Here is an 18,680-nt window from a genome sequence, read left to right as displayed (position 1 = left end):
GTGGCCGAGTGCAAACGGTTGGTTGACCTGCCTTCCTGATCGGGGGTACGCCATGAAGCGTCACCTGCTCGCGAGCGCCGTGACCGCGGCCGTGGTCACGCTCGCCACGACGCCGGCGGCGGCCGCCGAGGTCGAGCCGGGCGGGTGGACCTCCCACTCGCCCGGCTTCTCGGTGCAGGAGCGCGGCTGCGGCGACGTCGACAACCTCACCTTCACGCTGACCTGCTCAACCGCGAGCGGAGACCAGCGCGCCGAACGCCGCTACGCCACTTACACGGGTGGCTCGCGGCAGTTCGAGGGCTACTTCCGGATCGCGAGCCAGACCGGCACCAGGATCAGCCTCAAGCAGACGTTCCACGAGACCGGCAGCGGCGCGTACTTCATGCTCGCGGTGGAGCGCGGCGGTCGCCTCTACGCCGTCCACGGCGGCACAACGCTCGCCACCGGCGCGACCGTCGGCACCACCGTGCGTGTCAACACCGTCCACGATGTCGGCGGCACACATCGGACCTATGTCAACGGCTCGCTCAAGCACACGGTGTCGAGCGGCACCGGCGGCTTCTACGACAAGTTCGGCGCCTACCGCACCAACAGCGGCGCGGGGCCCATCTCGGTGGTGTGGAGTGGCATTCGCTTCTGGCGCAGGTAGAGCGGCGATCTGCCTCGCGGTGCTCGCGTCGGCCTGCTCGTCCGCCGACGCGAACGACACGGGCCTCCGGTTGTCCGCGTCGCTCACCGGCGACGACGTCACCCTCACGTGGAAGGGGCACGGGGGTGACGTCGCCGTCGAGTTCGCCACCGAGCCGGACGGTCGGTACACGATCCTCGGCTTCGTGCCCAGGGCCCAGACCCGCTTCGAACACCCGGACCTGATGCCGGCGACCACGTTCTACTACCGCGTTCGCCCGGTGGAGGGACCCACGTCCGATGTCGCGACCGTGGTGCCGGCCACGGACCGCGTCGAGGGCGAGGACTGGCTGGTGCCTCGGACGGTGCCGGACGAGCGCGCCGCGCCGAAGCGGGGCGGCGCCCCCGCGAACCTCGTCGTCGAGTCCGTCGGCCCCGACGCACTGCGTCTGACCTGGACCGACAATGCCGCCGACGAGACGGGCCACCTCGTCGAACGCGAGGTCGGCGGCACCTTCGAGGTCGCGTTCGTCGTCGACGCGAACGTCAACCGCGTCGGTCTCCTCGGCGAGAGCGCCGACACCTATCGGGTGCGGGCCTACCGCTTCGGGGAAATGTCCAACGTGGTCAGCGAGCGCACCCCGTAACCTGGAGACGTGGCACGAGTCGTCGTACTGGACTACGGATCAGGCAACCTGAGGTCGGCCGAGCGCGCGTTGCGCCGGGTCGGGGCGGACGTCGAGGTGACGAGCGACCGCCATGCCGCGCTGGAGTGCGACGGGCTCGTCGTGCCCGGTGTCGGTGCGTTCGCGGCCTGCATGGAAGGGCTGCGCGCGGTCGCGGGCGAGCGCATCATCGGGCAGCGCCTCGCGGGCGGCCGGCCGGTGCTCGGCGTGTGCGTCGGCATGCAGATCCTGTTCGAGCAGGGCATCGAGCACGGCGTGCAGACCCGGGGCTGCGGCGAGTGGCCGGGCACCGTCGATCGGCTGGAGGCGGACATCGTGCCGCACATGGGCTGGAACACCGTCCGCGCGCCCGCCGACTCGGTGCTGTTCGACGGCCTCGACGCCGACACCCGCTTCTACTTCGTCCATTCGTACGCGGTGCGGAACTGGGAGCTGACCGAGCAGCCGCCGATGCCAGGTCCGAAGGTGACGTGGGCGACCCACGGCGGCGACTTCGTGGCGGCGGCGGAGAACGGCCCGCTGTCGGCGACGCAGTTCCACCCGGAGAAGTCCGGCGATGCCGGCGCGCACCTGCTGACCAACTGGCTGAAGAACCTTTAGCTAGTCTTCCTGGCGTGACGTTCACGCTCTTCCCCGCAGTCGATGTCCGCGACGGCAAGGCCGTGCGCCTGGTCCAGGGCCGCTCCGGCACCGAGACCGCCTACGGTGACCCGCTCGACGCGGCGAAGGCGTGGCAGGACGCAGGCGCGGAGTGGATCCACCTCGTGGACCTGGACGCGGCGTTCGGCACCGGTGACAACCGCGCACGACTGGCCGACATCGTGTCGCGGCTGACCGCGCGGGTGGAGCTGACCGGCGGTATCCGGGACGACGCCTCCCTCGCCGCCGCACTGGACACCGGCTGCGCGCGGGTGAACCTCGGCACGGCGGCCGTCACCGACCCGGCGTGGTGCGCGGAGGTCATCGCCAGGCACGGCGAGAAGATCGCGGTCGGTCTGGACGTCCGCGCCGACGACCAGGGTGTCTGGCGGGTGAAGACGAAGGGCTGGACCGAGGACGGTGGCGACCTGTGGACCGTGCTGGCGCGCCTCGAAGCCGACGGCTGCGCCCGCTACGTGGTCACCGACGTGGGCCGTGACGGCATGCTGCAGGGCCCGAACACCGCGCTCCTGGCCGAGGTCTGCGACCGGGCGAAGGCCCCGGTCGTGGCGTCGGGTGGCGTGTCGAGCATCGCCGACCTCAAGGCCCTGGCCGCGCTGCCGGTCGAGGGCGCGATCGTCGGGAAGGCGCTGTACACGGGTGCTTTCACGATGGCGGAGGCGCTGGCGGCCGTCAGTCGAGCGTGATCGCGAGGCACACGGTCCCGTCGCGCCCGCGGAAGACCTTGCTCGCCCCGATGACCGCGCGTCCCGCGATGCCGTACTTCTTCCTCAGCACCCGTCGTCCCCGCTCGGTGCCTTCGGCGTCGAGGATCCGCGCGGTGCCCTTGACGGTCTCCCCGCGCGGCTTGCCCCGCAGGTCGCAGGCGGCGAGCTCCACCGTCGGGTTGTTCCGTACCCGCTTCACCTTGCCCGCCGTGGTCTGCGTCCAGACGAGCAGCTCGTCCCCCTCCCTGCCGACCCACACCGGGGTGGGCACCGGTGTCCCGTCCTTCCGGAACGTGGTGACCAGCAGGTAGGAACCGCGACCGAGCCGCTCGACATCAGACATACCGGAAACTCTACTTCCGGGTAACTGTGACCGCTCTCAGTCGCTCACGGGGTCCGGCGGCGCAGCGTGGCCGCGCCGAGCACGAGCGCCAGAACGCCGCTACCGGCAACGATCACCAGATCGCGGACGAATGTCCCGTCGAGTTCATTCGAACGTGTGACTGATTCGAGCGCCTCGACGGCATACGATAGGGGCATCACGTTCGACAACCATTCGAGCACCGGCGTCATCGTGTCGCGCGGCGCGAACAACCCGCAGAGGAGGATCTGGGGCATCACGATCAACGGCATGAACTGCACCGCCTGGAACTCGGTGCGGGCGAACGCGCTCACGAACAACCCGAGTGCGGTCCCGAGCAGCGCGTCGAGCGTGGCGATCAGCAGGAGCAGCAACACCGAACCGTTGATCTCCATACCCAGCCAGGTCAAGGAGATCACGGTCGCGACGCCGACCTGGAGCATCGCGACCAGCCCGAACGCGATGGCATAGCCGAGCAGCAGGTCGAACTTGCCGATCGGCATCGTCATCAGGCGTTCGAGCGTCGCGCTCGTGCGCTCCCGCAGCGTGGTGACCGAGGTGACGATGAACATGATCGCGAAGGGGAAGACGGCGAGCAGTGCGGGTGCGGCCGCGTCGAACGCCATCTCCGTGTTGAACACGTAGCGAAGGAGGATCAACAGGAGCGAGGGAACCAGGATCAGCATCGCGACGGTGCGGTGGTCATGCCGCAGTTGCGTGAGGATGCGGCGCGCGGTGGCCGCCGTGAACCTGACGTTCATGCGGGGGTCTCCTGTCCGCGCACGAGGCTGAGGAAGGCCTGTTCGAGATCCTCGGCGCCGGTGCTCGTGCGGAGCGCCGCCGGGGTGTCGTCGGCGAGGATCCGGCCTTCGCGCATGAGCAGCAGGCGTTGGCAGCGCGCGGCTTCGTCCATCACGTGACTGGACACGAGCAGCGTCACGCCCCGGTCGGCGAGCCTGTTGAACAGCGCCCACAGGTCCTCGCGCAGCACCGGGTCGAGCCCGACCGTGGGCTCGTCGAGCACCAGCAGCTCCGGCTTGCCCAGGAGGGCGACCGCCAGGCTCGTCCGGGAAAGCTGGCCGCCGGACAACTGGCCCACGACGTCGTCGGCATGCGTGCCGAGGCCGACCTCGTCGATCACGCGGGCCACGTCGTTCGCGGGCGCACGCAGGATCGACGCGAAGTAGCGCAGTGCCTCGTTGACCGTCAGGTCGGCGTAGACGGACGGGCTCTGGGTCGCGTAGCCGATCTTGTCGCGCAGCTGCGGACTGCCGGCCGGGTGGTCGAGCACGGTGACCGTGCCCGACTCGACGGTCTGCACGCCGACGACCGAGCGCATCAGGGTCGTCTTGCCGCAGCCGCTCGGGCCGAGCAGGCCGGTCACGGAACCGCGGGGGACGTCGAAGCTGAGGTCGTGCAGGACCGTGCGCGCACCCCGGCGAACGCGCAGGTTCTCGACGACCACCGCGCTGGAATTAGTCACACGTTTAATTTTGCGCGCGATGAGCGACGCCGTCAAGACGAAGGGAGCAGGTATTGCTCAAGGGGTGAAGTAGTGCTGCAGCACAGGCGCGACGAGCTCGACGACCTCGTCGTCGGTGGCCGACGCGAGCGGCTCCACCCGGATCACGTACCGCACCATGGCCAGGCCGATGCCCTGGGAGGCGGCACCGGTGACCCGCAGTGGCGGCAGGTCGAGCGCGGCCGACACCGGGCCGATGACCGTGTGCTCGAGGAACTGGCGCATGAGCGACGCGATCTGCTCGTTGCTCGTGACGGACCGGACCAGCGCAAAGAAGGTCTGTCGCGAGTCGGGCGCCGACCACACCCCGAGGAACAGGCGGATGATCCGCTCGCCGATCTGGTCGCGGGGACCCTGCGTGATGGCGTCGACGATCGAGGAGGGGGTCATCGGCAGGTTCAGCGCCGCCGCGAACACCTGCTCCTTCGACCCGAAGAAGTGGTGGACGAGCGCGGGGTTGACCCCGGCCTCGGCCGCGATGCCGCGGATCGTCGCACCGTTGTAGCCGCGCTGGCCGAACTGGTTGCGGGCAGCGGCGAGGATGTCCGCACGCGTCTGCGTCTGTCCGGGGCGGCGACCTGCCACGTTGGCTCCTTCGGGTTCGGCTCTGGTCAGTATCCTCGGTGTCATGGCAGTTGCGGTTCGGGTGATCCCGTGTCTCGACGTCGACGCCGGACGCGTCGTCAAGGGCGTCAACTTCACGAACCTGGTCGACGCGGGCGACCCGGTGGAGCTGGCGCGCGCGTATGACGCGGAGGGCGCCGACGAGTTGACGTTCCTGGACGTCACGGCGTCCTCTTCGGACCGCGAGACGACCTTCGACGTCGTGCGGCGCACCGCGGAGCAGGTGTTCATCCCGCTCACGGTCGGCGGCGGCGTCCGCGAGACGTCCGATGTGGACCGCCTGTTGCGTGCGGGCGCGGACAAGGTGTCGATCAACACCGCGGCGATCCTTCGCCCCGAGCTGCTTTCCGAGGCGTCCCAACGGTTCGGCGCACAGTGCGTGGTGCTGTCGGTCGACGCGCGGCGCGCACAGGGCACCCCGTCCGGGTTCGAGGTGACCACGCACGGCGGCCGCATGGGCACGGGCATCGACGCGGTGGAATGGGCGGCCAGGGGACAGGCACTGGGCGTGGGGGAGATCCTGCTGAACTCCATGGACGCGGACGGCACCAAGGCGGGTTTCGACCTGGAACTGATCAGGAAGGTCCGGTCCGAGGTGGACGTCCCGCTGATCGCGTCGGGCGGCGCGGGCGAGGCCGCGCACTTCGCCCCCGCGGTCGCGGCGGGCGCGGACGCGGTGCTGGCCGCAAGCGTTTTCCACTTCGGGCAGCTGCGCGTCGGCGAGGTCAAAGACGCGCTGCGTGAAGCGGAAGTAGTCGTCCGATGACCACATTGGACCCGGCCATCGCGGCCCGCCTGAAACGCAACGAGGATGGCCTGGTCTGCGCGGTGGTCCAACGCCGGGGCACCGGCGAGGTGCTGATGGTGGCGTGGATGGACGACGAGGCACTGGCCATGACGCTGGAGACGAGGCGCGCGACGTACTTCTCCCGCAGCAGGAACAAGCTGTGGGTCAAGGGTGAGACGTCGGGTCACACCCAGCTGGTGCACGAAGTCCGGCTGGACTGCGACGGCGACACGCTGCTGCTGGTGGTGGACCAGGAGGGCGCTGCGTGCCACACCGGCGCCGCGACCTGCTTCGACGAGGACCGCCTGCTCCAGGCCACGGATCAGGTGACGGACTGATCAGGTGATGGGTCCGGTGATGTATCGCTGAATCGTGGGCGCGATGGCGGCGGCGAGCGTGTCGATGTCGGCGGAGGCGAGCGGCTCGAACTGCGCGACGTACCGCACCATCCCGAGCCCCACGACCTGCGTGGCGATCAAGGTCGCCCGCAACTCCTGGTGGTCAGGCGAAAACCGGCTGATGACCTGCTTGAAGACAAGCTTGAGAAAGAAGTCCCGAAGCATCACGGCAGCCTCGTCGTGACTTGCGACGCTACGAATCAGCGCCGTGAACACGCCACCCCCGGAAGCGTCCCAGCGGCTGAGAAACGTACGCACCATCGTGTCCCCGATCTGGTCGACCGGCGACGCGACGAGGATCTCGACGATGTCCTGGGGGTTGAAGGGCAACTTCAGCACAGCCTCGCCGAAGAGGCCCTCCTTGCTGCCGAACCAGTGGTTGACCATGGCCGCGTCCACTCCGGCGCGTCCCGCGATGGCCCGGACAGTGGCCCCGTCATACCCCTGCTCGATGAACACCTCACGAGCGGCGTTGATCAACGCCTCCCGAGTGTCCGCCCCACCGGGCCGCCGCCCCCGCCGCCGAACCCCGGTCGTCTTCTCGGTCACGCCCTCATCATGCGCCAGCCACCAAACCTTTTCAACAACCAGTGAATTCCACGCCGGCCTGGCCTCCGGCCCCCCAAATCCACGCTACCCCGCGAGTCCCCGGTTCAGAACCCGCGAGTCCCGCGTTCGGAACCGGCGAGTCCCCGGTTCGGGACCCGCGAGTTCCCCGTTCGGGACCCGCGAGTTCTCGTTTCGCGACATCGCTCCCGAGCACGCGCGGTTGGCTCCCGCCGCTACTTGCCAGCGCCACCACGCTGGCCGACTGTCACTCGTTCTGTCGTGGGCCTGTTCGGGCTGCCGCAGTTCGGTTGGCTGCCTTGTGGCGCCCCGGACTGAGCCACCGGGCCCGGGGGGCGGGGAGGCGGGCAGAATGGCTGGCATGGTCAGTGTGATCGAAGCCGCCGCTCCTGCTGTCGGGCTCGGGGTGGTCAGTCCCACCCGGGAGGAGTTCCACCGGCTTGCAGCCGGGCGCCGGGTCATTCCCGTGGTCAAGCGGGTGCTCGCCGACGCGGAGACGCCCGTCGGGGTGTACCGGAAGCTTGCCGCGGGGCGGGCGGGGACCTTTCTCTTCGAGTCGGCGGAGAACGGGCGGTCCTGGTCGCGTTGGTCGTTCGTCGGGGTGCGTAGCGCGGCGGCGTTGACCGAGCGTGACGGGGAAGCCGTCTGGACCGGGACGCCGCCGGTCGGGCTGCCCGCGGGCGGGGACCCGATGGCCGCGCTCAGGGAGACCATCCAGCGGCTCCACACCGACCCGCTGCCCGGTCTTCCGCCGCTGACCGGGGGCATGGTCGGGTTCATCGGGTACGACGCCGTTCGCCGGCTTGAGCGGCTTCCCGAGCTCACAGTCGACGACCTGCACCTGCCGGAACTCGTGATGCTGCTCGCGACGGACCTGGCCGCGCTCGATCACCACGAGGGGACCATCACCCTCATCTCCAACGCCGTGAACTGGGACGACAGCCCTGAGCGGGTGGACGCCGCCTACGACGCGGCGGTGCGGAACCTCGACGGGATGACCCGGGGTCTGCAGACGCCCGCGCCGCCGACCGCCGCCGTCTACGAGCGGCCCAAGCCGGAGTACGTGCGGCGGCGGTCGCAGGCCGAGCACACCGCCGCCGTCGAGGTCGCCAAGGCCGCGATCCGGGCGGGGGAGGCTTTTCAGGTCGTCCTCTCGCAGCGGTTCGAGATAACCACCGACGCCGACCCGCTCGACGTCTACCGGGTGCTCCGGGCCACCAACCCCAGCCCCTACATGTACCTGCTGCGGCTCGACGGGTTCGACATCGTCGGGTCCAGTCCCGAGTCGTTGGTGACTGTGCGCGACGGGCAGGCCACCACTCACCCGATCGCGGGTACTCGGTGGCGGGGTGCGGACCCCGAGGAAGACGCGCTGCTGGAGAAGGACCTGCTCGCCGACGAGAAGGAGCGGGCCGAGCACGTCATGCTCGTCGACCTCGGGCGCAACGACCTCGGACGGGTGTGCGAACCGGGGTCGGTGCACGTCGTGGACTTCTTCCGGGTCGAGCGGTACAGCCACGTCATGCACATCGTCTCGACCGTGACCGGGCAGCTCGCCGACGGGAGGACTGCCTACGACGCCGTAGCGGCCTGCTTCCCCGCCGGGACGCTCTCCGGGGCGCCGAAACCGAGGGCGATGGAGCTGATCGAGGAGCTGGAGCCGACCCGGCGCGGGCTCTACGGCGGCGTCGTCGGCTACCTCGACTTCGCTGGTGACGCCGACACCGCCATCGCCATCCGCACCGCCCTGATGCGGGACGGCACCGCGTACGTGCAGGCGGGGGGCGGGATCGTGGCCGACTCGAACCCGGTCGCCGAGGACGACGAGTGCGTCAACAAGGCGGGCGCGGTGCTCGCGGCCATCGCCACCGCCCAGACCATGCGCCCAGCGGCCGATGGCTAAGCGTCCACTGTGGATCATCGCGGTGCTGTTGCTCGGCGCCGCGGCCGCGCTGTGGGGTGCGAACGGCGTCAGTTGGCACCTCGCCGGGACCTCTCCGCCGGAACCGCGGGGCCCGGTCCTCCTGAACCCCGGTGTGGTCATGGCACCCGGCTCGCCCAGCTTCACCGCGGTCGCCTGGCTCGGGCTCGCCTCGCTCGCGGGCGTGTTCGCCGTCAGCGGATGGATGCGCCGCCTGCTCGGCGCCGTCATCGTCGTCGCGGGCGGCTGGGTGTGCTGGCAGGGGTTCCGCACCGAAGGTGCCTTCGACCTGCTCACCGGCCGTGGTCTCGCTCTGCTCGGCGGGCTGCTGTTCCTGGCGGCCGGCGTGCTGATCGTGCGGTACGCCGCGACGCTGCCCACGATGGGCGCCCGTCACGAGCGCGCTAACGCCGCCCGACGTTCCGGCGATCTCGACAAGGACATGTGGGATGGCCTGTCGGACGGCGAGGATCCGACGGCGGACGGACCACGAACGTGAACCCGTGGAAAGTGCCGCGACGGCACGGGGTTAGCATCCCTTAAGCGGGAAGGGGCATGGCTGGTGACGGATAGCACGAGCGGTACATCGGAGTCGGCCGCACCACAGCCGGGACCGACGAGCGCCGGCGAGTGTGGCCAGTGAGCGTCCTCGAATCAATCATCGAAGGCGTGCGGGCGGACCTCGCGGTCCGCGAGGCCGCGCTGCCGTTCGATGTCGTGAAGGAACGCGCAACCAAGGCAGCGCCGCCGAGGGACGCCGTCTCCGCGCTCCGCGCCTCGGACATCGGCGTCATCGCGGAGATCAAGCGCCGCAGTCCCTCCAAGGGCGACCTGGCGAACATCCCGGAGCCTGCCGCGCTCGCCAAGGACTACGCCGACGCGGGGGCCCGCGTCATCAGCGTGCTCACCGAGCAGCGTCGGTTCGGCGGCTCGCTGGCCGACTTCGACGCGGTGCGCGCCGCCGTCGACATCCCGTTGCTGCGCAAGGACTTCGTCGTCACGCCCTACCAGGTGCACGAGGCGCGCATGCACGGCGCGGACATCGTGCTGCTGATCGTTGCCGCGCTGGAGCAGAACGCGCTGGTTTCACTGCTCGACCGGGTCGAGTCGCTCGGTATGACCGCGCTGGTCGAGGTGCACACGGCCGAGGAGGCCGACCGTGCGCTCGAGGCGGGCGCGTCCGTGGTCGGCATCAACGCCCGTGACCTGCACACCCTCGAGGTCGACCGCGAGGCGTTCGGCAGGCTCGCGCCGGGGCTGCCGTTCGAGACAGTCAAGATCGCCGAGTCCGGCATCCGCGGTCCCGGCGACCTGATGACCCACGCGGGCGCGGGCGCCGACGCGGTGCTCGTCGGCGAGAGTCTGGTGGCGGCACCCGACCCGAAGGCGGCGCTGGTCCAGCTGGTGACCGCGGGGTCGCACCCCGCGTGCCCGAGGCCGAGCCGGTGACCAGGGAGCGGAGGAGCGCGGCGACCGAGGCAACACAGCACGATCCGGACGAGCGGGGCCATTTCGGGCCCTACGGCGGCCGGTTCCTGCCCGAGGCCCTGATCGCGGCGATGGACGAGCTGACCGCCGTCTACGAGAAGGCGCGGCTCGACCCCGACTTCGTCGACGAGTTCAACCGCCTGCTCCGCGACTACGCCGGCCGTCCCTCGCTGCTCACGGAGGCGCCGCGGTTCGCGGAGCACGCCGGTGGCGCACGGGTCTTCCTCAAGCGCGAGGACCTCAACCACACCGGCTCACACAAGATCAACAACGTGCTCGGTCAGGCGTTGCTCACCAAGCGGATGGGCAAGAAGCGGGTCATCGCCGAGACCGGCGCCGGCCAGCACGGCGTCGCGACCGCCACCGCGTGCGCACTCATGGGCCTCGACTGCGTGGTCTACATGGGCGAGGTCGACACGCAGCGGCAGGCGCTGAACGTGGCCCGCATGCGCCTGCTGGGCGCCGAGGTCATCCCGGTGACCACCGGCTCCCGCACGCTCAAGGACGCCATCAACGAGGCGCTGCGGGACTGGGTCGCGAACGTCGACACCACGCATTACCTGCTCGGGACCGCCGCGGGCGGGCACCCGTTCCCGATGATGGTGCGCAACTTCCACAAGGTCATCGGCCAGGAGGCGCGCGAGCAGATCCTGGAGAAGGCGGGCAGGCTGCCGGACGCGGTCACGGCGTGTGTCGGCGGCGGGTCCAACGCCATCGGCGTCTTCCACGGCTTCATCGACGACGCGGACGTCCGCCTGGTCGGGTTCGAACCCGGCGGCCACGGCATCGACTCCGGCGAGCACGGCGCGACGCTGTCCGAGGGCACGCCAGGCATGCTGCACGGCGCCATGTCCTACCTGCTGCAGGACGAGGACGGTCAGACCATCGAGGCGTACTCGATCTCCGCGGGCCTCGACTACCCGGGCGTCGGCCCGGAGCACGCGTGGCTCAAGGACACCGGCCGCGCCGAGTACCGCTCGGTCACCGACGCCGAGGCCATGGACGCGTTCCAGTTGCTGTCGCGCACCGAGGGCATCATCCCGGCGATCGAGTCCGCGCACGCGCTGGCGGGCACGCTGAAGCTGGGCCGGGAACTGGGACCGGACGGGCTCATCGTGGTGTGCCTGTCCGGGCGAGGGGACAAGGACATGGACACCGCGGCGGCGTACTTCGGCTTCACGTCATGAGCACCGTCACCGCCACGATCGAGGCGGCGAAGGCACAGGGCCGGGCCGCGCTCATCGGTTACCTCCCCGCCGGCTACCCGACCGTGCCCGGCTCGGCCGACCTGCTCAAGGGCATGATCGACGCGGGCTGCGACCTGGTCGAGATCGGGGTGCCGTACTCCGATCCGGTGATGGACGGCCCCACGATCCAGGCCGCGGCGAACGCCGCGCTGTCGGGCGGCTTCCGGCTGCGGGACGTGTTCACGGTCGTCGAGCAGGTGTCGGCCGCGGGCGGCAAGGCCGTCGTGATGACGTACTGGAACCCGGTGTTCCGCTACGGCGTCGACCGGTTCGCCCGCGACTTCGCGGCGGCCGGCGGACTCGGTCTGATCACCCCGGACCTGGTGCCGGACGAGGCGGAGGACTGGCTGGCCGCGTCGGAGGCCCACGGTCTCGACCGGACCTTCCTCGTCGCGCCGTCCACCACCGAGGAGCGGATGGCGCTGACCACCGCCGCCACCACCGGGTTCCTGTACGCGGCCGCGGTCATGGGCGTCACCGGCGCCCGCGACGCGGTGAGCGCGGACGCCGCGGGACTGGTGGCGCGGGCGCGGGCGCACACGTCGGTGCCGATCGGTGTCGGGATCGGCGTGCGGTCGGGCGACCAGGCCGCCGAGGTGGCGGGCTTCGCGGACGCCGTCATCGTGGGCTCCGCCTTCGTGTCCCGGGCCGCGGACGGCGTCGCTTCCGTGCAGGAACTGGCCGCTGAGCTGGCGGAAGGCGTGCGCCGAGGGCTCGTCACGAGCTAGGGGAACGGGCGCTCGGAGCGGACGGCACGCGTTCGCGGGCTGACCCACCAGCTCACGGAACCGGCGGCCACGGCGCGATTTCCGGACCTGATGCGTCCACCACACACGTCGCCCGTTACGGTGACGCGCGTGACTGTGGCGTCCAGTGTCATCCTGGCCAACATCCCGAGCCCGGACCGGGGCGTGTGGGAGATCGGGCCCATCCCCATCCGTGCGTACGCCCTCTGCATCATCGCAGGCATCATCCTGGCGATCTGGTGGGGCGAGCGGCGGTGGATCGCCCGAGGTGGCACCGCGGGGACGGTCATCGACATCGCGGTGTTCGCGGTGCCGTTCGGCCTCGTCGGCGGCCGCCTGTACCACGTGGCCACCGACTGGCACCTGTACTTCGGCGAGGGCAACAACCCGCTGAACGCGCTGAAGATCTGGGACGGCGGCCTCGGCATCTGGGGGGCCATCGCGTTCGGTGCCGTCGGTGCGTGGATCGGCTGCCGCGTCAAGGGGGTGCCGCTGCCCGCGTACGCGGACGCCATCGCACCGGGCATCGTCGCAGCGCAGGCCATCGGCCGCCTCGGCAACTACTTCAACCAGGAGTTGTACGGCGCGCCGACCGACCTGCCGTGGGGCCTTGAGCTGTACCGGCGGGAAGACGCGCTCGGCAACGTCGACAACCTCAACGGCGTCGCGGTCAACCACATCGCGACCAACGGCAGTCCGGTGCACCCGACGTTCCTGTACGAGCTGATCTGGAACGTGCTCGTCGCCGCGCTCGTCGTGTGGGTCGACCGCAAGTACCGGCTCGGCCACGGCCGTGCGTTCGCCGTGTACGTCATGGGCTACACGCTGGGCCGCACCTGGATCGAGCTGATGCGCACCGACCAGGCGACGCAGGTGTTCGGGGTGCGGATCAACGTCTGGGTGTCGATCCTCGTGTTCGTCGGCGCCGCCGTGTACTTCGTGCTGGCGCGGTCCCGTGGTGAGCGGGAGGATCCGGCGAGCCTGCGCGGCAAGGACGCGCCTCCGGAGGACGAACCGGACGACGAGGCGAAGCCGGACACCGATGCGGACCGTGATGCGGACAGCGACGGGGACGCGGACTCCGAGGCCGAGCCGGACCCCGCCGACGACGACGCCGAGCGGGAGAAGGCGGACGAGACCGGCGGGGAGCCCGAGAAGAAGGCGGACGCCTCGACGAAGTCGGACAGCTAGACCACCGACCTGCCCTGAAAGACGCTTTCGGGACGTTGAGCGTCTCGAAAGCGTCTTTCAGGGCGGCGGCTCCGCGAGGGGGTCAGCGGGCGACCAGGCCCTTGCCGGTGATCAGTGGCAGGTCCAACGCCGTCAGCAGGCCGGGTTTCGCCGCCACGACGGCCGGGACCGCGTTCACCAGGCGCATCGCCGTCGCCTTCAGGCCGCCGGTGTTGTGGTCGCCGTCGGTGGCCTCGATGTGCAGGTCCAGCGTGTAGTTCGGTTCGCCGGTGACCTGCACCCGGTAGCCGCCCTGCCCGGACATCCTCGGCCAGTCGGGGGCGAGGTCCCGGTGCAGGCGCGTCACGTGCTCCAGCACGCACACCGCGCGGTCGCCCACCATGCCCCGCACCTCGAACCGCAGTGCGGCCGCCGTGCCCTCCTCGATCACCCCGGCGGGCACCTCGATCCGGTGCGGTGCGGGCAGCCGGGTCGCCGACTCCTCCACGCGGTCGAGCGGCACACCGAGCCCCGCCGCCAGCTGGCGCACCACGCTGCCCCACGCCAGCGACAGCACACCGGGCAGCAGCAGCGTCGGGGTGTCGTCGAGCGGGCGGCCGAAACCCATGATGTCGAACAGGATCTTGGCGTTGTCGTAGGTCCCGTAGTCGAGGATCTCCAGGCAGCGCACCTGGTCGATGCGCTCGCACACCGACGTCAGCACCAGCGGCAGCCAGTCGTTCGCGAACCCGGGGTCGATGCCGTTCACCCACAGCGACGCGCCGCCCTCGGCCGCGGCCGCGTGGATCGGCGCCACCAGGTCCTCGGGCACCACGCCGTGTGGGTACTGCAGGAACACGGGCCCGCTCGCCACGACGTTCACACCGGCCCGCAGGAACCGCGTGAGGTCGGCCAGTGCCTCGTTCAGGCGGTCGTCGGCCATCGCCGTGTACACGACGCAGTCCGGTCGGGTGGCGATCAGGGCGTCCGCGTCGGTGGTCGCGGCGACGCCCAGCGTGCGGTGCAGCCCCGCCAGCTCACCGGCGTCGCGGCCCGCCTTGTCCGGTGTGGAAACCCAGACACCCGTCAGCTCCAGCTCCGGGTGTGCGGCGATGCCGGCCAGCGCGTGACGGCCGACGTTGCCGGTACTCCACTGCACGACTCTCATAGGTCAGGCAATCCCAGGTCGAGGTTCGGTTGCTGGAGGCCGCCGTCGACCTCGAGCACCTTGCCGGTCAGGTAGCCGCCCGCGGCGGACACGAGGAACAACACGGTCGCGGCGATCTCATCGGCCGAGCCGATGCGCCGCAACGGTGTCACCCGCGTCATCTTCTCGCGCAACTCGTCGTTCGTCAGTACGACGTCCAGCGCCGACGTCGCGACCGAGCCGACCGCGATCGCGTTGACCCGCACCCTCGGCGCGAGGTCGGAGGCGGCCAGCCTCGTGTAGTGGGAGAGGGCGGCCTTGGCGGTGCCGTAGGCGAGGTAGCCACGCCCGGCGACCCGGCCCATGATCGAGGAGATGTTGACGACCGCGCCCGAGGTCATGAGCGGCACGGCCGCGCGGGTCAGCGCGTGCGCCGTGGACACGTTGAAGTGGAAGGCCTGCTCGAGGAAGTCGGTGCCGGTGTCGGGGAACGGGCGCGGGTAGGTGCCGCCGACGTTGTTGACCACGATGTCCAGGCGCCCGAACGTCTCGTGCGCGATCCGCGCCAGCCCGGCCGCCGCGTCCACGTCGGACAGATCGGCCGGCACGACCCGCGCGCGTCGTCCCGTGGCGGTCACCCGTTCGGCCACCTCGTCGAGGTCACCGGCGGTGCGTGCGGAGAGCACCACGTCGGCGCCCGCCTCGGCGAGCGCCACCGCGGTCGCGGCCCCGATCCCGCGTCCCGCCCCGGTCACGACGGCCACCTGGTCGGCAACCCGGAACCGGTCGAGGATCACGGATGGAACTGTAACACGTTCTAGTTGTTGTCCGGGGTGAGCTGCTCGGCGCGGTCCGGGGACCTGGTGGGGGCCACGACCAGCTGACCGTCCTCCGTGGTCAGCACCTGCACGCGGGCGTCGTAGTGGCGGGCGATCGTGTCGCGGGTGATGACCTCCGCCGGCGACCCCGTCGCGACCACGTTCCCCTTGTCCAGCAACAACAGCTGCGTCGCGTACTGCGCCGAGAGGGTCAGGTCGTGCAGCGTGCTGACGACCGTCGCGCCCTCCTCGTGGCGCAGGCGGTCGATCAGGTCGAGCAGCGCCTGCGCGTGCCCGATGTCCAGCCCGGTCGTCGGCTCGTCCAGCAGCAGCAGGCCCGCCTCCTGCGCCAGCACGCGCGCCAGCACCGCACGCTGCCGCTCGCCACCCGACAGGGTCTGCAGCGCACGCGTCGCCAGCGGGCCGAGGTCGAGGCGCTCCAGCACCTGCGACACCACCGCCAGGTCCGACTTGCGCTCCCGCGCCAGCGGCGACAGGTGCGGGGTGCGGCCGAGCAGCACGTAGTCCGTCACCGTCAGCCGGTCCGGCAGCTGCGGGGTCTGCGGCGCGTACGCGATCGCCCGCGCGCGTTCGCGGTTCGACAGCGCCGAGGTCGGCGCGTCGTCGACGAGGATCTCGCCGTCGTGGTGCACGATGCCGACGATCGCCTTGAGCAGCGACGACTTCCCGGCCCCGTTCGGGCCGATGATGGCGAGCCAGCCGCCCTTCTCCAGCGTCACGTCGACGTCCGCGGCCACCACCTTGGTGCCGTGGCGGGCGCTGACCGCGCGCAGCGACAGAGCGGTCATCGCAGCTGGCTCCGGTTCATCCGCAGCACCAGCAGGAAGAACGGCGCGCCGGTGAACGCCGTGATCACGCCGATCGGCAGCTCGGCAGGCGCGAACGCGGTCCGCGCGATGTGGTCGGCGACGATCAGGAACATCGCCCCGCCCGCGAGCGACAGCGGCACCACCACCCGGTAGCTCGCCCCGGCCAGCAGACGCACCACGTGCGGCACCACGATCCCCACGAACCCGATCAGCCCGCTGACCGACACGGCGGCCGCGGTCGCGAGCGACGCCGACAGCAGCACCACCACCCGCACCCGTCCCGGGTTGATGCCGAGCGACGCGGCCTCGTCGTCGCCGACCGCCAGCACGTCGAGCAGTCGCCCGCACAGGCACAGCACGGTCGCGGCCAGCACGATGTAGGGCAGCGTCACCAGCACCTCGCGCCAGCCGGAGGTGTTCAGGCCACCGAGCATCCAGGTGTAGACCTGCTTGATGGTGTCGGTGTTCAGCTGCTGCGCGAACGTTTGCACCGCGGTCAGGAACGACGCGACCGCGACCCCCGCCAGCAACAGGACGGCGGTGCCACCACCCGCGGACCGGCCGAGCATCCACGTCAGCGACACCCCGCCGATGGCCCCGGCGAACGCGGCGATCGGCAGCGGGCCGATCACCCAGCCTGCCGTCTGCGGCGCGGCGACCACCACGATCGTCGCCGCCATCCCGGCACCCGCGGCCGCACCGAGCAGGTACGGGTCGGCGAGCGGGTTGCGGAACACGCCCTGGAACGCGGCACCGGACACGGCGAGCGCCGCGCCGACCAGCCCGGCCAGCACGACGCGGGGGAACCGCACCTCCCACACGATCGCCGCCTCGGTCGCCGACAGCGGGGACGTGCCGCCGGTGAGCTGTGCCCACACCTCCTGCACCACCCGGGTCCAGCCCAGGTTGGCGGCGCCGAGCAGCGTGGAGACCGACACGACGGCGACCAGCCCCACCACCGCCACGGCGAGCACGCCAGGGCGGAGGCGGGTGGGGGTCGCGGTCAGTTCTGCTCGCCGGCCTTGGTCACGGCGTCGGCCACGGACCTGGCCATGTCGACGACGCGGGGCCCCCAGCGGGAGGCCAGGTCGTCGTCCAACTCGACGACGTTGCCGTTCCGCACTGCCTTCAGCGTGTTCCAGCCCGGCCGCGCGGCGACGGTGCCCGCGTTCTGGCCGCAGCACTGCACGTCCGCGAGGAAGATCAGGTCCGGGTCGGCCTGCAGGATCGCCTCGTTCGACAGCTGCGGGTAGCCGCCCGCGTCCACGTCGGCCGCGTCGGCGATGTTGGTCAGCCCGAACAGGTCGTAGACCTGCCCGATGAACGTCTTCGACGTCGCGCTGTACAGCGTGGTGTCCAGCTCGTGGTAGTAGGTGAGCGCCGTCGCGGGCTTCGGCGTGTCGGCGACGATCTTGTCCAGCTCGGACCTGGTCCGCTCCACCAGGTCGGCGGCCTCGTCGGCGTGACCGGTGGCCTTGCCGATGGCTTCCATGCCCACGTACACGTCCTCCAGCGTCTGCGCGGCGGGCACCGCGAGCACCGGCACGTCGATCGCCTGCAGGGACTGGACCAGGTTCTCGGCGTCGTCGGAGATCACCACGAGGTCGGGGTCGTACTCGGAGATCGCCTCGATGTTCGGGGTGAGCCCGGACAGGTCGGTCCTGGGTGCGTCGGCGGGGTAGTCGGACTGGTCGTCCACGGCCACGACCTGCTCACCGGCGCCGACCGCGAACAGCGTCTCGGTGTTGCTCGCCGACAGCGACACGATGCGCGCCGGCCGCCGCTCGATGGTGACCGGCTCACCACCCGGTGCGGAGACCGTGACGGGGAACGCCTCGCTGGTGGCGTCGACCGAGTCACCGGGCGGCTGGTCGGAGGGCTGGTCACGGTTGGCGCACCCGGCGACGAGCAGCGCACCGGCGACGGTCAGCGCCGTGAGGCGCCTGACGGTGGAGGACAACGGACCACCTCGGGTCTTCGGCCCGGCGCACGGGCGCGACCCGGGAGCCCCGGGACGCCGCGTCCCTGCACCGGGGGCGGTTGGCGTCGACGCGACAGGGAGGCGACCTGGCTATGACAGTTGCGGGACAGCGCCGGAATCGCACCGGACTTCGCTACCTCGCCGCGTCACCGGTCAGTGTGCTGACCAGCACCGGGACGCTATCACCCCGGTGCGGTAACGGGGCGGGCCAGTGGCCGACGTGACAGTCGTGACCCCGGCGGACGAGCGTGGCGAGAAACACCCGGCCCGCGCAGCGGGGGCTTGGGAGGCACGGCCCGTACTCACGCAACCCGCAAGCCCTCCGCGGAGGTCGACGGGATGGCAGGCAGACCCGAACCCGACACGACAGCCCTCCACCCCAGAGATCTGTCC

Annotated in this window: 22 protein-coding genes; 12 read left to right on the top strand and 10 right to left on the bottom strand. The window is 70.9% G+C overall.

What is annotated here, in order from left to right:
* The first annotated feature begins 52 nt into the window (after positions 1–52).
* From ACFPCV_RS22060 to priA, 4 genes are read left to right on the top strand one after another with little or no spacing between them, the layout of a single operon-like run.
* Entirely contained in the window at positions 53–649 is a 597-nt protein-coding gene (locus ACFPCV_RS22060; protein WP_378058178.1) for a hypothetical protein, read from the top strand.
* The gene (locus tag ACFPCV_RS22055; RefSeq protein WP_378058177.1) at positions 624–1,274 is read left to right on the top strand and encodes a fibronectin type III domain-containing protein; all 651 of its coding nucleotides are present in this window, start codon (positions 624–626) and stop codon (positions 1,272–1,274) included. Before ACFPCV_RS22060 ends, ACFPCV_RS22055 begins: the two co-directional genes overlap by 26 nt.
* 9 nt (positions 1,275–1,283) lie before the next feature.
* Entirely contained in the window at positions 1,284–1,913 is a 630-nt protein-coding gene (gene hisH, locus ACFPCV_RS22050) for an imidazole glycerol phosphate synthase subunit HisH (protein ID WP_378058176.1), read from the top strand.
* A gap of 14 nt (positions 1,914–1,927) precedes the next feature.
* On the top strand, positions 1,928–2,659 hold the full coding sequence (gene priA / locus ACFPCV_RS22045; RefSeq protein WP_378058175.1) for a bifunctional 1-(5-phosphoribosyl)-5-((5-phosphoribosylamino)methylideneamino)imidazole-4-carboxamide isomerase/phosphoribosylanthranilate isomerase PriA: 732 nt from the start codon (positions 1,928–1,930) through the stop codon (positions 2,657–2,659).
* On the opposite strand, the gene ACFPCV_RS22040 is transcribed toward priA, so the two are convergent.
* The 4 genes from ACFPCV_RS22040 to ACFPCV_RS22025 are packed head-to-tail and all read right to left on the bottom strand — an operon-like array spanning position 2,646 to position 5,148.
* On the bottom strand, positions 2,646–3,023 hold the full coding sequence (locus ACFPCV_RS22040) for a PPOX class F420-dependent oxidoreductase (RefSeq protein WP_378058174.1): 378 nt from the start codon (positions 3,021–3,023) through the stop codon (positions 2,646–2,648). The genes priA and ACFPCV_RS22040 overlap by 14 nt on opposite strands.
* 44 nt (positions 3,024–3,067) lie before the next feature.
* Positions 3,068–3,802, bottom strand: a complete 735-nt coding sequence (locus ACFPCV_RS22035; protein WP_378058173.1) for an ABC transporter permease — start codon at positions 3,800–3,802, stop codon at positions 3,068–3,070.
* A complete protein-coding gene (locus tag ACFPCV_RS22030) occupies positions 3,799–4,524 on the bottom strand; it encodes an ABC transporter ATP-binding protein (protein ID WP_378058172.1) in 726 nt (241 codons plus the stop codon). Before ACFPCV_RS22030 ends, ACFPCV_RS22035 begins: the two co-directional genes overlap by 4 nt.
* A 57-nt stretch (positions 4,525–4,581) precedes the next feature.
* Positions 4,582–5,148, bottom strand: a complete 567-nt coding sequence (locus ACFPCV_RS22025; protein ID WP_378058171.1) for a TetR/AcrR family transcriptional regulator — start codon at positions 5,146–5,148, stop codon at positions 4,582–4,584.
* A 43-nt stretch (positions 5,149–5,191) separates the two neighbouring features.
* Here ACFPCV_RS22025 and hisF point away from each other — a divergent pair, with 43 nt between their 5' ends.
* Positions 5,192–5,953, top strand: coding sequence for an imidazole glycerol phosphate synthase subunit HisF (gene hisF, locus ACFPCV_RS22020; RefSeq protein WP_378058170.1), 762 nt, complete (start codon positions 5,192–5,194; stop codon positions 5,951–5,953).
* Positions 5,950–6,312, top strand: coding sequence for a phosphoribosyl-AMP cyclohydrolase (gene hisI / locus ACFPCV_RS22015; RefSeq protein WP_378058169.1), 363 nt, complete (start codon positions 5,950–5,952; stop codon positions 6,310–6,312). The genes hisF and hisI overlap by 4 nt, the downstream gene beginning before the upstream one ends.
* On the opposite strand, the gene ACFPCV_RS22010 is transcribed toward hisI, so the two are convergent.
* Positions 6,313–6,921 carry a TetR/AcrR family transcriptional regulator gene (locus ACFPCV_RS22010; protein ID WP_378058168.1) on the bottom strand — a complete coding sequence of 203 codons (609 nt, stop codon included), beginning with the start codon at positions 6,919–6,921 and terminating at the stop codon, positions 6,313–6,315.
* Positions 6,922–7,300: 379 nt separating this feature from the next.
* Here ACFPCV_RS22010 and ACFPCV_RS22005 point away from each other — a divergent pair, with 379 nt between their 5' ends.
* The 6 genes from ACFPCV_RS22005 (at position 7,301) to lgt (ending at position 13,532) form a co-directional block, all read left to right on the top strand.
* Positions 7,301–8,842, top strand: coding sequence for an anthranilate synthase component I (locus ACFPCV_RS22005; RefSeq protein WP_378058167.1), 1,542 nt, complete (start codon positions 7,301–7,303; stop codon positions 8,840–8,842).
* Complete coding sequence (locus ACFPCV_RS22000) at positions 8,835–9,359, top strand: Trp biosynthesis-associated membrane protein (protein ID WP_378058166.1); 525 nt, start codon at positions 8,835–8,837, stop codon at positions 9,357–9,359. The genes ACFPCV_RS22005 and ACFPCV_RS22000 overlap by 8 nt, the downstream gene beginning before the upstream one ends.
* Before the next feature lie 140 nt (positions 9,360–9,499).
* Positions 9,500–10,309: an indole-3-glycerol phosphate synthase TrpC gene (trpC, locus tag ACFPCV_RS21995; RefSeq protein WP_378058165.1), complete on the top strand. Its 810-nt coding sequence runs from the start codon at positions 9,500–9,502 to the stop codon at positions 10,307–10,309.
* Entirely contained in the window at positions 10,288–11,535 is a 1,248-nt protein-coding gene (gene trpB / locus ACFPCV_RS21990) for a tryptophan synthase subunit beta (RefSeq protein WP_378058164.1), read from the top strand. The genes trpC and trpB overlap by 22 nt, the downstream gene beginning before the upstream one ends.
* Positions 11,532–12,323 (top strand): tryptophan synthase subunit alpha, encoded by a 792-nt coding sequence (gene trpA / locus ACFPCV_RS21985; RefSeq protein ID WP_378058163.1) that lies wholly within the window; start codon positions 11,532–11,534, stop codon positions 12,321–12,323. The genes trpB and trpA overlap by 4 nt, the downstream gene beginning before the upstream one ends.
* Positions 12,324–12,443: 120 nt before the next feature.
* Positions 12,444–13,532 (top strand): prolipoprotein diacylglyceryl transferase, encoded by a 1,089-nt coding sequence (gene lgt / locus ACFPCV_RS21980; protein WP_378058162.1) that lies wholly within the window; start codon positions 12,444–12,446, stop codon positions 13,530–13,532.
* An 82-nt stretch (positions 13,533–13,614) separates the two neighbouring features.
* Here lgt and ACFPCV_RS21975 read toward each other — a convergent pair whose 3' ends face one another.
* From ACFPCV_RS21975 to ACFPCV_RS21955, 5 genes are read right to left on the bottom strand one after another with little or no spacing between them, the layout of a single operon-like run.
* Positions 13,615–14,679 (bottom strand): NAD(P)H-dependent amine dehydrogenase family protein, encoded by a 1,065-nt coding sequence (locus ACFPCV_RS21975; RefSeq protein ID WP_378058161.1) that lies wholly within the window; start codon positions 14,677–14,679, stop codon positions 13,615–13,617.
* Positions 14,676–15,455 (bottom strand): SDR family oxidoreductase, encoded by a 780-nt coding sequence (locus tag ACFPCV_RS21970; RefSeq protein WP_378058160.1) that lies wholly within the window; start codon positions 15,453–15,455, stop codon positions 14,676–14,678. The genes ACFPCV_RS21975 and ACFPCV_RS21970 overlap by 4 nt, the downstream gene beginning before the upstream one ends.
* 20 nt (positions 15,456–15,475) lie before the next feature.
* Entirely contained in the window at positions 15,476–16,285 is an 810-nt protein-coding gene (locus tag ACFPCV_RS21965) for an ABC transporter ATP-binding protein (protein WP_378058159.1), read from the bottom strand.
* Positions 16,282–17,313, bottom strand: coding sequence for a FecCD family ABC transporter permease (locus ACFPCV_RS21960; protein WP_378058724.1), 1,032 nt, complete (start codon positions 17,311–17,313; stop codon positions 16,282–16,284). The genes ACFPCV_RS21965 and ACFPCV_RS21960 overlap by 4 nt, the downstream gene beginning before the upstream one ends.
* Complete coding sequence (locus ACFPCV_RS21955; RefSeq protein WP_378058158.1) at positions 17,310–18,266, bottom strand: ABC transporter substrate-binding protein; 957 nt, start codon at positions 18,264–18,266, stop codon at positions 17,310–17,312. The genes ACFPCV_RS21960 and ACFPCV_RS21955 overlap by 4 nt, the downstream gene beginning before the upstream one ends.
* Positions 18,267–18,680 lie beyond the last annotated feature (414 nt).

The sequence above is a fragment of the Actinophytocola glycyrrhizae genome (genome assembly GCF_042653545.1).
GTDB classification, from domain to species: domain Bacteria; phylum Actinomycetota; class Actinomycetes; order Mycobacteriales; family Pseudonocardiaceae; genus Actinophytocola; species Actinophytocola glycyrrhizae.
Note: the sequence above shows the minus strand (reverse complement) of the source record. Positions and strands in the feature narration are given on the sequence as shown.

Coding starts and splice junctions, on each gene's coding strand:
- hisI (WP_378058169.1), top strand. CDS start 5,950: ATGACCACATTGGACCCGGCCATCGCGGCCCGCCTGAAACGCAACGAG.
- hisF (WP_378058170.1), top strand. CDS start 5,192: ATGGCAGTTGCGGTTCGGGTGATCCCGTGTCTCGACGTCGACGCCGGA.
- trpA (WP_378058163.1), top strand. CDS start 11,532: ATGAGCACCGTCACCGCCACGATCGAGGCGGCGAAGGCACAGGGCCGG.
- ACFPCV_RS22000 (WP_378058166.1), top strand. CDS start 8,835: ATGGCTAAGCGTCCACTGTGGATCATCGCGGTGCTGTTGCTCGGCGCC.
- ACFPCV_RS22040 (WP_378058174.1), bottom strand. CDS start 3,023: ATGTCTGATGTCGAGCGGCTCGGTCGCGGTTCCTACCTGCTGGTCACC.
- ACFPCV_RS22060 (WP_378058178.1), top strand. CDS start 53: ATGAAGCGTCACCTGCTCGCGAGCGCCGTGACCGCGGCCGTGGTCACG.
- ACFPCV_RS21965 (WP_378058159.1), bottom strand. CDS start 16,285: ATGACCGCTCTGTCGCTGCGCGCGGTCAGCGCCCGCCACGGCACCAAG.
- ACFPCV_RS22005 (WP_378058167.1), top strand. CDS start 7,301: ATGGTCAGTGTGATCGAAGCCGCCGCTCCTGCTGTCGGGCTCGGGGTG.
- ACFPCV_RS22035 (WP_378058173.1), bottom strand. CDS start 3,802: ATGAACGTCAGGTTCACGGCGGCCACCGCGCGCCGCATCCTCACGCAA.
- ACFPCV_RS21975 (WP_378058161.1), bottom strand. CDS start 14,679: ATGAGAGTCGTGCAGTGGAGTACCGGCAACGTCGGCCGTCACGCGCTG.